At 40.4% G+C, this 13,536-nt stretch carries 10 protein-coding genes; all 10 read right to left on the bottom strand.

Annotated elements, in window-relative coordinates; genetic code table 11:
* Window positions 1-8 precede the first annotated feature (8 nt).
* The 10 genes from tviB to ruvX all read right to left on the bottom strand — a co-directional run bounded on the left by tviB (window position 9) and on the right by ruvX (window position 13,467).
* Window positions 9-1,289 (bottom strand): Vi polysaccharide biosynthesis UDP-N-acetylglucosamine C-6 dehydrogenase TviB, encoded by a 1,281-nt coding sequence (gene tviB, locus ABIS04_RS05285; RefSeq protein WP_350432816.1) that lies wholly within the window; start codon window positions 1,287-1,289, stop codon window positions 9-11.
* A 262-nt stretch (window positions 1,290-1,551) separates the two neighbouring features.
* The gene (locus ABIS04_RS05280; RefSeq protein WP_371833632.1) at window positions 1,552-2,529 is read right to left on the bottom strand and encodes a Wzz/FepE/Etk N-terminal domain-containing protein; all 978 of its coding nucleotides are present in this window, start codon (window positions 2,527-2,529) and stop codon (window positions 1,552-1,554) included.
* A 288-nt stretch (window positions 2,530-2,817) separates the two neighbouring features.
* Complete coding sequence (locus ABIS04_RS05275) at window positions 2,818-3,195, bottom strand: four helix bundle protein (RefSeq protein WP_350432815.1); 378 nt, start codon at window positions 3,193-3,195, stop codon at window positions 2,818-2,820.
* Window positions 3,196-3,396: 201 nt separating this feature from the next.
* Complete coding sequence (locus ABIS04_RS05270) at window positions 3,397-6,162, bottom strand: SLBB domain-containing protein (RefSeq protein WP_350432814.1); 2,766 nt, start codon at window positions 6,160-6,162, stop codon at window positions 3,397-3,399.
* A 652-nt stretch (window positions 6,163-6,814) separates the two neighbouring features.
* Window positions 6,815-7,318: a transcription/translation regulatory transformer protein RfaH gene (gene rfaH, locus ABIS04_RS05265; protein ID WP_350432813.1), complete on the bottom strand. Its 504-nt coding sequence runs from the start codon at window positions 7,316-7,318 to the stop codon at window positions 6,815-6,817.
* Window positions 7,319-7,716: 398 nt separating this feature from the next.
* Window positions 7,717-8,274 carry a DUF4136 domain-containing protein gene (locus ABIS04_RS05260; protein WP_350432812.1) on the bottom strand — a complete coding sequence of 186 codons (558 nt, stop codon included), beginning with the start codon at window positions 8,272-8,274 and terminating at the stop codon, window positions 7,717-7,719.
* A gap of 450 nt (window positions 8,275-8,724) precedes the next feature.
* Window positions 8,725-10,461 carry a sugar phosphorylase gene (locus ABIS04_RS05255; RefSeq protein ID WP_350432811.1) on the bottom strand — a complete coding sequence of 579 codons (1,737 nt, stop codon included), beginning with the start codon at window positions 10,459-10,461 and terminating at the stop codon, window positions 8,725-8,727.
* A 27-nt stretch (window positions 10,462-10,488) separates the two neighbouring features.
* Window positions 10,489-11,709 carry a glycosyl transferase gene (locus tag ABIS04_RS05250; RefSeq protein ID WP_137222156.1) on the bottom strand — a complete coding sequence of 407 codons (1,221 nt, stop codon included), beginning with the start codon at window positions 11,707-11,709 and terminating at the stop codon, window positions 10,489-10,491.
* Window position 11,710: 1 nt separating this feature from the next.
* Window positions 11,711-12,571, bottom strand: coding sequence for an HAD-IIB family hydrolase (locus ABIS04_RS05245; protein WP_350432810.1), 861 nt, complete (start codon window positions 12,569-12,571; stop codon window positions 11,711-11,713).
* A gap of 476 nt (window positions 12,572-13,047) precedes the next feature.
* The gene (ruvX, locus tag ABIS04_RS05240) at window positions 13,048-13,467 is read right to left on the bottom strand and encodes a Holliday junction resolvase RuvX (protein WP_137222160.1); all 420 of its coding nucleotides are present in this window, start codon (window positions 13,465-13,467) and stop codon (window positions 13,048-13,050) included.
* Window positions 13,468-13,536 lie beyond the last annotated feature (69 nt).

The raw sequence follows: 13,536 nt of genomic DNA, 5'->3' as shown, positions 1-13,536 counted from the left end.
TATTGTAATTACAAACGCATATCCACATCGGCTTTATCTAGTACATATTTTAAATCATATAGCACGTGATTAGACTTACCAAAACCCTTAATGGTATCAACTCCCATAGCTTTAAATTCATCATGCGACACAGCTAAAATAACAGCATCATAATAGCCTGATTTGATTTCAACAGACAGTTTCAATCCATACTCACGCTGCGCTTCTTCATTTGAGCACCATGGATCCAACACATCGACATTTATATTGTATTCTTTTAATTCAGCAACGATATCAACAACTTTTGTGTTACGAAGATCTGGACAGTTTTCTTTAAAAGTTAGCCCCATTACAAGCACGTTTGCATCGTCAACTTGGATGCGTTTTTTAAGCATCTTCTTAACCAACTGTGATACAACATATTGCCCCATCCCGTCATTTAATCTACGTCCAGCAAGAATCATTTCAGGGTGATATCCAACAGCTTGGGCTTTGTGAGTTAGATAATATGGATCAACTCCAATGCAGTGTCCACCAACTAAGCCGGGACGAAATGGTAAAAAGTTCCATTTAGTACCCGCCGCCTCTAATACTTCAAGGGTATCAATATCTAATTTATTAAAGATTATTGAAAGCTCGTTAATTAATGCAATATTTACGTCACGCTGGGTATTTTCAATCACTTTTGCTGCTTCTGCTACTTTAATAGATGAAGCTTTATGCGTTCCAGCCTTGATAATTTTTTTATATAATTGATCGACATACTCTGCTATTTCTGGTGTTGAACCACTTGTGACTTTTAAGATATTTGTAATGCGGTGCTCTTTGTCACCAGGATTAATTCGCTCTGGTGAATAGCCTGCATAGAAATCTTTATTAAAAGTAAATCCAGAAATATGTTCAACAATGGGGATACATTCTTCTTCAGTAGCCCCTGGGTATACTGTTGATTCATAAATGATAATATCCCCTTTAGATAGTACTTTTCCAAGCATCCCGCTTGCTTTAATTAACGGGGTTAAATCAGGCTGCTTGTGGTCATCAATCGGTGTAGGTACAGTTACGATATAGACATTACACTCTTTTAAATCATCAACAGAAGCACTAAACTTTAAGTATGTGGCTTCGTTAAGCTCATTGCTTGAGCACTCTAAAGTTGAGTCAGTTCCTTCTGAAAGTTCTTTTACACGACCGAGGTTTATGTCAAAACCTATTACATTAAATTGCTTACCAAACTCAACAGCTAAAGGTAAACCTACGTAGCCTAACCCTATGATCCCGATTTTTGTTTTATCTAATGATAAATTCATCTCACAGCCTTCTTATTAAGAATTGAATATTTTTACAGTCAAATAAATTGATTTCTTTAGAGCTTCAATATTATCCATAAATAGTTCGAAAATAAAAATTTTTTACATCTCAGTATTAAAAAACAGACTGAGACAGAACAATCTTCGCTAACCTCTGTGGGACGAAGATTTTACTGTTTTGCTTGGACAGTCCCAATAGACTAATAATTTGTTAACAGTTTATGAACACTGCGTTTACGGATAACAGTAAAAGAAAAGAGTCTTAATTCTCTTTTCTAATAAAATATCGAATTAATACAAACATTACCGCTAACATCCCACCTAACATGGTACCAAGTACACATATCAGTGCGCGTTTTGGTTTAGCTTTTTCTTCGGGTACTAATGCCGGATCGATAGTTTTAAATACATATTCGTCACGTACTTCTGCAAACATAATTGTTTTTGCTTGTTCTTCGATAAGTTTGTATAAAATAGAGCGTATATCGGCGATATTCGTTTGTTGAATTTGTGTCTGTAAAAAATCTGTACTTCGTTTAGCTTCTGCTACGTCACGTTGTTTCATTTCTTTATTAATGTCGGCGACGAGCCAATTAACCCATTGCTGGGCAACATCTGGTGAAAGGTGCTCTACAGATACGGTTACCATACCAGTGTCTTTTGCAGCATTAACGGCAATAATTTTTGAGAATTTTTTAAATGCTTCTTGCATAGATGGTTCAGGTTTATAGGGTGGTTTAACTTCACGTACCCATTTACTTTCAGCCGCGTTATACAAATCATCATCATAACTAATGGTGTTATCAGCCATATTCCATTTTTTGGCAGCCATTAAGTCAGCAAGGATATTATGATTTTTTATAAATGAACTCGCAAATTGACGCGATTTCATCACCTCTATTGCCATTTGCGTTTTATCTACGCCACCGCCGCCACCTAAGTTGATGCCTGCCATGCTGGCTAAACCACCAAATTGACCAGCAAGTGCCGCTAAACCACCACCACTTTGTTCTGAGTCTGCTGGCGCTAACAGCGCTTCTGACTTATAGATATTTGGTTGGCTAATTGCGAATAATACAGAGCCAACAGCAAAAATAAACGTGATTGCAATAATTAACCATTTGCCCTGCCAGATAACAGAGAATAGTTCGCGCAAATCGATCTCGTCTTGAGCGCTTCCCATTGGTTGGGTGGATGAAAAGTTCGCGTCACAAGTGGGTTGTAGGTTTTGTTTAGTCATCATTTCTTGTCTGTTGGGAAGCGCTTTGCTTCTAGATTCTAGGACGCTTCGCGGCTAGATCGCTACGCTGCTATAAAGTCAAAAGATATCAGCAGTAATCTGCTAAGTGTTTAGTTTGTTGCTGGTTGTATTAAAAGCAAAAGCCTAGATTCTAGGACGCTTTGCGGCTAGAGCGCTATGCTGCTATAAAGTCAAAAGCAAAAGCCTAGATTCTAGGACGCTTCGCGGCTAGAGCGCTACGCTGCTATAAAAGAAAAGCAACCGCAAAAGCAAAAGCGCTTCGTTAGATTACTCTATTGTGTAATCGGCGTTATTTTCTTTTATCTGTGCTTGTTTTTGTTTGATAAGAGCACCTAATATTTTGGCTAACTCTTTAGCTTCTTTTACCATCGACATAGCAATTTGTTTATCAAGGTATTCTATTTCCGCTCCGATATATAGCTGAGTAACAAGCTCACCTAGAGACCCTTTTGCGTAGTATAGAAATCTTATCTTTTCTTTTAGGGTTTCACGTTCTTCACCCTCAGCTATGTTTGAGGGGACAGATAATCCTGAACGTGTAATTTGATCTTTGAAGCCCCAATTACTTACCGACTCAGTCAACTTATAAATGTCACAAGATAATCTAGAAGCTCTTTTCCACACATCCAGTTGTTCGAAACGCATATCAGTTCCTTGTCTAGTACCTAGAATCTAGAGCGCTTCGCTGCTAGAGAGGCATAAGATCTAGCTACTAGAATCTAGAGCGCTTCGCTGCTAGAGCGGCCTACGGCCTGCTATAAAATCTTAGAAGCGTAGCGACCTAGAAGGACGTAGTCCGCCCTCTGGCGAGCCTGCGAGTTCCTAGAAGCGTAGCGTCCTAGTAGCTTAGATCCCTGAGACTGCTGCAAATGCTACGGCGGTGTTGTAAATAATCTGCGTGACTTGCGACCATAGGGTTAAGTTATCTTTGTACTCAGTGTCTAGAGGCACGATAACCGTGTCACCCGCTACAATTTGTGACTCGGTATTAAACCAAATATTGTGAGTTGGCATCATTACAGAGCCATTAGCCTTAATGACATACACTCGGCCTTCATCACCACGTTCTCTTGGGCCACCCGACATCACTAAATAGTCGTCTAAGGTTAAACCTTCTTTAAAGCGATGCGTTGAAGGATGTTGAACTTCGCCCATAACGGCTACGGTTTGCTTAATGGTTGGTACATATAGCACGTCATTGTTTTCTAGTTGCAGGTCGGCTTCTTTAATGCCTAATTTAAGCGCATTTAAATCGATAACTAAGCGCCCTACAGCCTTGATGTTTGCTAAATCAGTTAACATCATTTGTGCTTCTGAATAATCAACAGCTAGACCATCTTTTGAAACACCACGAGTTGCTATGTCTCGACGGAGTTGATCTGCTAACTTTTTAATTTCTAGCTCTTCTTGCATTCGCACTGATTCACGAACAAACACTGCGGCTGAAGGGTAAGCATACTCAGTATATCCACCCGCTCTAGCGATAACATCGGATAATGTTTCTCCGCGCCTGATGTTATAAGTGCCAGGGAATTTAACTTCACCTTTAATTTCGATGATTTTTCTTTCCTGCCATTCTGGCGTGGTAAGAATCGTCACCATATCTCGACCTTCCAGTTCAAGATCCTCTTGCTGATTACCATTGATAACTGCATGAAGGTTAATATTCTTGTGGATAATATCGGACATTGCTGCTGTAGTATGAGTGCGTGTAAGCTCTGCACGTTCAGTGTAAGCACCTTCTAGTAAACCACCAGCGGCTTTGAGCAAATCGGTTACTTTGGCATTACTGGTTAACGGATAGACTCCTGGATGACGAATTTTGCCTGCAATAGCAACAATTTTAATCCCTTGCTGTGCATTACTCTGTTGAGTAAGTTTAGTTACTACTGGGAACAGTAATTCTTTGCGTGACATAACCGAACTAAGTTTGATTAAGTCACGGTCTTCAAATAGATTTGATAACATTTTAGCCACTTCAGTGCCGACTAGGTTTTGCTCTTCTATTTGGTCTTCTTTTGATGCATCACCCGTTAATGCGACACCAGCAATTTCGTTGGTATATTTGTTAGTAACGGTATTGTCTAAGGTTTCAAATCCAGCTTTAAATAAATCGGCATCTAATAATGAATCACCTTTAAGTGATTCCACTTTGCTTACGCGTTTTTTTACCAGTAAATTTAATTCGAAGCGATTTTGAGTGTCGTCATTAAAATTAAATATCATTACCTTATCGCGGGGTTGCAAGGCTAGGTTTTGAATAGAGTTAGGTGCAGTAATTGCTTCACCAGGAGAAAACTGTAAGGTTTCGATGTCGCCATGTTGGTTTATTTCACGAACAATTAAGCCATAATCTAAATCGGCAGACAGTAATAAATCCCCCCAAATAGACGGTAGTAAATCACTAATACGTTGCTGCTTCCATTGATATTTGCCAGGGCGAACGACCGCACCAAGCACGGTAATAGCATCTTCATATTGATTTGACGCACTTTTAACCCGAACAAAATCGCCTGCTTTGGCTAAGGTATTATTGCCTTTTGGAGAGGTTAAATCGACATTAATAATGGTTTTTAAACCGTTGTTGTTATAACGCTCGATACTACTATTTTTTGGATAAGCACCTTGGTTAAGGCCTGCTGCCATGTTGATAACATCGGCAATGGTTTCATTCTTTTTCAGTTCATAAATAGCGGGTCGTCTAACCTCACCCGCTACACTGACTAAACCACCAATTGATGGAATAAAGACGACGTCACCAGAACGGAGATTAATGTCGCCAGATGCATCGCCTCTAAGGAGTAAATCGTATAAATCAAATGCGCCGATTAATTTACCATTACGCTTAACTTGTACATTACGTAAGCTACCAATTTCATTGACACCACCAGCCACAAAAAGAGCCTGCGTAATAGTAGATAAACTTGAAACTGTGTATGAACCCGGTTTATAGGCATCGCCAGCGATAAAAATACGAATTGAACGTAATTCGCCCATGCTGATATTTGATTCAATACCAATCATTTGTTGCTTTATACGCTTAGTCAATTCTTGACGTAAGTCAGAAAAACTTAATCCAACAACCGAAACGGGACCTAAATCGGGAATTTGAATAGTGCCATCACGATTAATGGTTAAACTGTATTCGTTACTTTCCTTACCATACAGCTGAACTTTAATCACATCTCCAGGACCGACCATATAATCACTTGGTATTGGTACATCGGTAACAGGAGCAAATGTAGTAGGCTCACCTTCGAACATTTCATAACCGAAACGTTTTAGTTCATCTTTATCACTGTCTTCTTTGAAGTCGAATTCGCTCTTTTTCTTGTTATTTTTATTTTCGAATGAGTCTTGGTCGTTATCGTTGTCATTTTCACGCGGATTAACAACATTAGGATTTGTTACGTTAACAGAGCTATTGGAACTGCCTGACAACATTGAAGGATCGATACCATACTGACTTGCAACCCTTTCCTGTTCTGATTTTGGCAATTGTTTAAACTGCTCAATCATCTCCGGTGTTGGAGTAACAGCATTTACTTGTGTGGTTAAAATAATAAAGGCAGATAAGCCCGCTATTAATGTTTTTTTGGTTTTATGTAGCACCAGGTATCTCCAATATTATTTTTTATAAGAAGGGTCTAAAAATGCGTTAACGGATTACGGCTTACGGAACGCTTCGCTTACAGGTCCGAGATTCTAGGAACTCGCAAGCTCGCCTGAGAGCGGACTTCGTCCTTCTAAGTTCTAGCAGACCGAAGGTCGTCCTAGCAGCGTAGCGTCCTATTTCAGGCACGCTACCGACCCGCGTGGCGGGCGAGACGCCCTTCGGCGTTCACTAAAAGACAGAAATTATTCTGTCTTTTGTCTTTATAAAATACGTCCTGTATTTTCCCCTACGGGCCAGCTGAAGCTGTTAATAATTGTTCCTGACAATTATTTTCAGGCACGCTACCGCCCATGGATTACGGCTTCCAAAATGCCCTTCGCAGTGCGAAATAGTTGTTTTTAATGGTTACAAATACATAACCGCCATCAAGCAAGCGCGAAATTATACTTAAAAATCCGCGTTAATGCTTGAGTAAAAAACTGTAAACATTTCAAAAATGTTTCAAAAAAGTAACGAATCGACACAAGTGATTAAAAGCTAACCGCTTTAACCTAAAACAGTGCGATAAACCGTCAAGGTTCATTTTAAGAATAGCCAATATCCTACACAGAATATCGCCTTTCTCTTACAAACTTACGGTTTAATCCCTTAATCCGTTTTTTGTATGGCTTGTAAATTTGCAAAATCGACTAAAATTCGTTTCTGTTGCCCCATGATGTTAAATAGCACATGACAACGTTTGTCTGGATTATTCTCATCGAATATGGCTTCTAAGTCTTTAAAAGGGCCATCGACAAATTTAACTTTATCCCCTTTTGTTAACGATTTTTCTTCTTGTGGCACATAATCTTGGATACGAATTTTAAGCGCTGAAATAATTCTGTCGTCGATGGGAGTCATATCTTCTCTACAACCCACTATACGGTTCGCTCCACGGGTATTGTGGATTTTGCTTACGCTAATAATTTGAGGATCAAAATAGATAAACAGGTAACTAGGAAACAAAGGTGAAGTCACCATTTGCTTTTTATTACGTACGGTTTTTAGCTGGGTGATCATCGGTAAATAACTCTCGACGTCTTGCAAAGCCAAGTTTTGCTGGGCACGAACTTCATGACGTGGTTTGCAATACAGTAAATACCAAGATTTCATTATGACTCGCTTGTTTATATTTGCTCATCAGCCTGAGCAAGTGACATCCCATTCACGGCTAGGGATATTAACAAAAATACCAACCAATTTGAATGGTTTTTTAGTTCTGAATGCCCATAAATACAGCGTTCAACCTATTTTCAGCTATAATATAAAGTCGATAAACGAGTACTTATTTAGTCGCTTCAGGTGAGTAGTCATCTTACCGACATCAACACCTTTATATGCTCAGCTCGGTTTGAACCTTACCGATACCAGATTGTATTGAGTTATGCTCTTTAGACTAAAGAAATAGATCACTCAGTTAATCATGAGAACTGAAAAGTTTACTTTGACACGTAAGTCACCTAGAAGGCAGCAAAAAGCCTCGATAAGCGAGGCTTGATTTGTATTAAAGGCTACTTAGTTGGTTTAGGTGGGTAATCCATCATGACAGTGCCAATGGCCTTATTGATGATTTGAATTCGCTCTTCTGGAGTATTTTGTTCGCGGATGGTATCTGCAACTGTTCCGCGCCAAACCAACTTATTGGTTTTATTGTCAACAAGATCAACCATTAATGTACCTACATTATATTCACGCACAGTCGTTTCGGTTTGAAGACTACCACCCCATCCCCAACGAGGACCGTAATATGGGTTATAGCCGTAGTGACTGTTAAAGGTATCGATATTGATTTTTTTGTCGACTTTGGTGATGTAGTTAACCAATAAGTCAGCATCTTTCTTATCTGTTTTGGTGAATCCTTTTTGACTCAATTGACTTTCAATTGCGGCGCGGACACGTTGGTCCATCAGTCCATCTAAATGATAGCCTGCAACGTCATTTTTGGTCACTACCCATGAATAGGTTTTATATTGGTCAAATGATGCCGATGGATCGAAGTCTGAAGATGATTTTAAGGTACTGCAGGCGCTCAATAATAATACTGTCGCGATAATAAATAATTTTTTCATACAGGCTCCAAAATGACTATTAATAGTCATTAGCTTATAGAGCGCTAAGAGGTTGTCAAGTTAACAAGGTTTCATAACACATTAATAGCCAGACTCTAGAACGCTTCGCTGCTAGGACGCTACGCGGCTAGATACTATAAAATCTTAGCAGCGAAGCTGTCCCTAGAAGCATAGCGACCTAGTAGGACGTAGTCCGCCCTCTAGCAAGCCTGCGAGTTCCTAGATTCTAGCAGGACGTAGTCCGCCCTCTAGCGAGCTTGCGAGTTCCTAGATTCTAGAAGGACGTAGTCCGCCCTCTGGCGAGCTTGCGAGCTCCTAGATTCTAGCAGGACGTAGTCCGCCCTCTGGCGAGCTTGCGAGTTCCTAGATTCTAGCAGGACGCAGTCCGCCCTCTGGCGAGCCTGCGAGTTCCTAGCAGTGACGAAGTCACGCCCTAGATCCTAGCGTGCCCTAATTACTAATCCAAACAGTTTGATAGGGTTGCAGTTGCATGGTTTGGGTGGTGTCTTCAATCGGTTGTCCGGTTAATAGATCGACCCAATTTTCTGCAATAATAAGGTTAAGCTCGTTAATGGGTAAGTCGGTAACTTGATCAGATATATTACTGATGCAAAAAATGCTTTGTTTACGATTACGACTTTGGCGCCAAAAGCCAAATAATTGTAAACCTAGATGCAAGGTAAACTGAGTTGCATTGGGGTGAAACGCAATTTGTTGAGTGCGAATATTAATTAACCCAGTGAGCGCAGTTAACACTTGGCTATGGTCACTGCTGGTATCATTAAGTTGCAGTGCTAATTCTTCTAACTCCCAACGATGGCGGTTAATCGCACGGTTATGTGATGTGTTGGCTAACTTTTCATAGTCGTTGCGCGTGCCCAGTAAGCTGTGAATATAAATACCTGGGATGCCCTCAAGCGCTAACATAATGGTATGTGCGCACACAAAACGTTGCATACCCCATTGGTCTTTGCCTTTAGTGGTGCCTTGAAGCGCATCAAATAAAGCGATGTTCATTTCGTAAGGTTTTTGTTCACCCTCTTCTGTGGTTCTTGATGATATTTGACCGCCAAATTGTTTCATGGTGTCGACTAGGGTGGTGATTTCCTCTTCGTCTAATAAGCCTTCGACTGGTCTTAAGCCAACACCATCATGAGACGCGATAAAATTAAAGTATGTGGTGCCATCTTGTGCAGGCGGCATACTCATAAGCCAACGCTTTAAGTACAAACAACTGCCAGTAATGAGACTGTTAATCAACAATGGTGGCAGTGAAAAGTTATAGATACAGTGCGCTTCGTTAGCATTACCAAAATAGGTTAAGTTTTGAGTATTGGGGATATTGGTTTCGGTAATGATGATGGCGTCTTGCTGGCTATGTTCGATGAGGGTTCGTAACAAACGAATGACACTATGAGTTTGTGGTAAATTAATTGACTTAGTGCCTACTATTTTCCATAAAAAAGCCACTGCATCGAGGCGAAAAATACTCACGCCAGCATCTAAGTATTGACGAATAATGCGGACAATTTCGATTAATACTTGTGGGTTACGAAAATCGAAATCGACTTGATCATGACTAAAGGTACACCAAACATATTGAGTCCCTGTGGGTGTTTCTGTTGGTCTTAGCAATGATGATGTTCTGGGGCGTACAACCGCACTTAAGTCATCATTAGGATCCGCCGTAAAGAAGTAGTCATGACCGAGCCCTTCACCTTTACAGAAATTCTGAAACCATAAACATCTGCTAGAACAATGATTAATCACCAAATCAGACATTAATCGGCGTTTGCTGGCAATTGCACTGATGTCTGCCCACGACCCCAGCCCTTCGTTAACGCTTGAGTAGTCAATAACGGCAAATCCGTCATCTGAACTATAAGGGAAGAAGGGCAAAATATGCACTGCATTGATGCAACTTAAATAGCTGTCGATAAATTGTGCTAGCGTGGTAAGGGGTCGTTCACCTTGTTGGATCACGCTATCACCATAAGTGATCATAACAATGTCTTTCTCAGACCAATGATTTGCAAAAGGTTCTGGTACTTGGCAATACTCAGTGATCCGCATGATTTCGATGAGTTGATCAGCTAATGCTGTGGTGCTTATGTCAGGATCGACATCATTGTAAATACTGCTAAGTTGTTGCTGCAGCTTTTGCTGCAAGCCGTCCATTACTGACATAAGGTGTCCTTTAGATCGATTTTGAGGCTAACTAAACTCGGCATTATCAGCTTCAACTGCAGCTTTTAGTTGTTCAAGTACGTCAGGCATAGCGCTTACCACTCGACTCCAAGTTGGCATAAATGGGGTTTCCATTGGATTATCTAAGAAGCGTTGCCCTGCTGTGACTATATTTTGTGCAAACATTTCGACCGCTTTTTCTTCTAAATGAATGTCAGTGGTTAATCCGTTCATTAATGCATCGTTATGATAGGTTTCAACATAATCTAAGGCAATACGGTAATAAGTCGCCTTAAGGGTTCGGAACGATTCGGTGCTAAAGGTATTACCTTGAGTCGCTAATTTACGAAAGAATGCCTTAGTAATATCAATCGACATTTTAGATAAACCCGCATCTTCGTTATCTAAAGATAAGTCTTGATGTTTATGGTCGTAATTGTCGGCAATATCCACCTGACAGATACGATTATGGGCATAGTTACGCTGCATTTCTGACAATACACCGATTTCTAATCCCCAGTCACTTGGGATACGTAAGTCGTTAAGAACATCTCGTCTGAATGAAAACTCACCTGCTAATGGATAACGAAAACTGTCCATATATTCTAAGTATTCGTTATAACCAACGACTTTTTTAAGTGCTTTAATCAAGGGTGTCACTAACAGGCGTGACACTCGACCATTAATTTTGCCATTAGAAATTCGTGCGTAAAAGCCTTTACTGAATTCATAATTAAACTGTGGATTAGCTACCGGATACAGTAAACGGGCGAGTAATGATTTTTCATAGGTTACGATATCGCAATCATGCAGTGCTACTGATTCAGTTTTACCAGAAGCCAGTATATAACCCATGCAATACCAAACGTTTCGTCCCTTACCCAGTTCTTTGGGGGCTAAGCCTAACGCTTGCAGTTTTGCATCCAACGCTTGTAAACGTGGGCCATCGTTCCACAAAATGCGATGATGTTGCGGTAATTCGCCAAAGAAGCTGAGCGCATGTTTGTACTGTTCAAGGTCTGCTCTATCGAGTCCGATGACAATTTCGTCTAAATAAGGCACTTCTTTCAATTTGCTGACAATATCTTTAAGTGCGTCGCCTTCTAACTCGGAATACAACGAGGGTAAGATTAACCCTAAAGGTCGTGTTTTTGAAAACTTAACTAAATCTTGCTCAAGCTCTTCGTGGGTACGTCTGGTTAAATTATGCATTGTAGTGACAATGCCATTTTGATAAAAATCGGCCATGTTACGCCCCTTCTGATGATAGTGGGTTGTTCTGTGATTCTACGGATGACGACAGTAACGTTTTATTAATACATTCTGCCCAGCCTTTAGGGCCATATTCAGTACTTTTGATGGTTTTTTTGTTGGTCGTTAATGTAGGAAATTCATGAGTCGGTGATTTAATTTGTATGGCAATGTCAGCGGCTTCGAGCATGGCATTATCATTACCACTGTCTCCAAGAGCAACAGTGGTTACGGGAGTGCCATATTGTTTGGTATACACATCGGCTAGCCATTTCATCGCTTTGCCTTTATCTGTATCACCGCCGACATGTAAAAAACGTCCGCCCTGCAAAGTATGTGCACCAACACTGGTCATCAACTTTATAAAAGCTTGTTTACTGGTTTCATCTCCTTTCCAGAGCAATGGTTCTGCATAATGTCTAACAAGTGCAAGCTTGGCATTGTCGGGTGATAAATCGGTGAGTTCGCATAACTCTTCAACCGATAAAGATGAGAAACCAACGAAGTCACTTTTGAATGCTTGGGCTTGTTCATTTAGCAGTTCAAGCCAATATTCTCGTGGTTGGCTAAACTCTTTGACCCAATAATACCCTTGGGTAAATGTATCTTGTGGTTGTTGTTCAAAGTAGCCAATCGGAATATAAATCACGGCGCCATTTTCTGAAATAAACGGTGAATTAAAGCCAACGGTCTGCTGTAATTTTGTCATTTCGGCAAAGGTTTTACTGGTATTGGCAATAATGGGTATTTGGCGCTCATTAAGTGCTTCAATCACTTCAATTGCAGGACTAAAGCTGTAGTCAAAATGATCAAGTAAGGTTCCATCTATGTCAGTAAAGATAAGTGGTCGGGTTGTCATATCGTGTCCCTTTTCAATAAATAAATGAAACTAAGCATAGATGCTAGATGCTAGAGCGTGACTTCGTCACTGCTAGAGTCGCTGCGCTGCTAGGTTCTAGATGCTAGCGCGGACTGAGTCCTGCTAGGTACCAGGTTGCTGCGCGGCGAGATTATATACAAGCAATAAATATAGCGAATGAGTCATTCTCGCGCTTAATCTAATCCGATTTACTTAAGATAGATTCAGGATGTGTGCCAAGCATTATAATTTTGCACCTTAATGGAACAAATATAGTTTACTTATTGATATATAGAAGATTATTTTTGTAGCAAAAGCGGTGATATAAAAAACTGTGTTGGATAGGATGAGTGAACATGTGCAACAATGAATAAAAAACGCACCATTTCAGTGCAAAATAAACTAACAGTGACGAAGTCACGCCCTAGTAGGACGAAGTCCGTCCTCTGGCGAGCCTGCGAGTTCCTCGCACCTCACTAAAACTGATTTTCAAAATAACTTTCGATAATTAATACCGCCGAAACCGCATCAATTTGCCCTTTGGTTAAGGCTTTAAAGCCTCCCAATTCAAATAAGCGAGCTTTGGCATCGGCTGTTGTTAATCGTTCGTCTTGAGTGGCAATTTTGATACCAAAACGGCCATTAATTCGATTAGCAAATTTACGAGCTCGTTGAGTCATTTCTTGTTCGGTTCCGTCCATATTTAACGGTAAGCCCACCACCACAAGATCTGGCTGCCATTCTTTTAATAATTTATCGATATCATCCCAATTAGGGATCCCATCAACCGCTTTAATTGATAATAATGGTGTCGCACTAGCAGTAATGGCTTGACCTATCGCGACGCCAATACTTTTGGTGCCGTAGTCGAATCCTAAAACGGTTTGGTGTTGCATGTTTATCTCTTTGTTTAATCTTTAGAGGATGCTTTAAAAGCAACAGCCTAGAGCGCTGCGCTGCTAGGA

Origin of the sequence: Shewanella sp. H8 (assembly GCF_040285065.1) — a bacterium.
GTDB lineage: Bacteria > Pseudomonadota > Gammaproteobacteria > Enterobacterales > Shewanellaceae > Shewanella > Shewanella polaris.
Note: the sequence above shows the minus strand (reverse complement) of the source record. Positions and strands in the feature narration are given on the sequence as shown.

What these genes read in the sequence shown, in the direction of transcription:
- tviB (WP_350432816.1), bottom strand. Translation starts at nt 1,289, where the DNA reads ATGAATTTATCATTAGATAAAACAAAAATCGGGATCATAGGGTTAGGC.
- ABIS04_RS05250 (WP_137222156.1), bottom strand. Translation starts at nt 11,709, where the DNA reads ATGGCCGATTTTTATCAAAATGGCATTGTCACTACAATGCATAATTTA.
- ABIS04_RS05260 (WP_350432812.1), bottom strand. Translation starts at nt 8,274, where the DNA reads ATGAAAAAATTATTTATTATCGCGACAGTATTATTATTGAGCGCCTGC.
- ABIS04_RS05245 (WP_350432810.1), bottom strand. Translation starts at nt 12,571, where the DNA reads ATGACAACCCGACCACTTATCTTTACTGACATAGATGGAACCTTACTT.
- ruvX (WP_137222160.1), bottom strand. Translation starts at nt 13,467, where the DNA reads ATGCAACACCAAACCGTTTTAGGATTCGACTACGGCACCAAAAGTATT.
- rfaH (WP_350432813.1), bottom strand. Translation starts at nt 7,318, where the DNA reads ATGAAATCTTGGTATTTACTGTATTGCAAACCACGTCATGAAGTTCGT.
- ABIS04_RS05255 (WP_350432811.1), bottom strand. Translation starts at nt 10,461, where the DNA reads ATGTCAGTAATGGACGGCTTGCAGCAAAAGCTGCAGCAACAACTTAGC.
- ABIS04_RS05280 (WP_371833632.1), bottom strand. Translation starts at nt 2,529, where the DNA reads ATGACTAAACAAAACCTACAACCCACTTGTGACGCGAACTTTTCATCC.
- ABIS04_RS05275 (WP_350432815.1), bottom strand. Translation starts at nt 3,195, where the DNA reads ATGCGTTTCGAACAACTGGATGTGTGGAAAAGAGCTTCTAGATTATCT.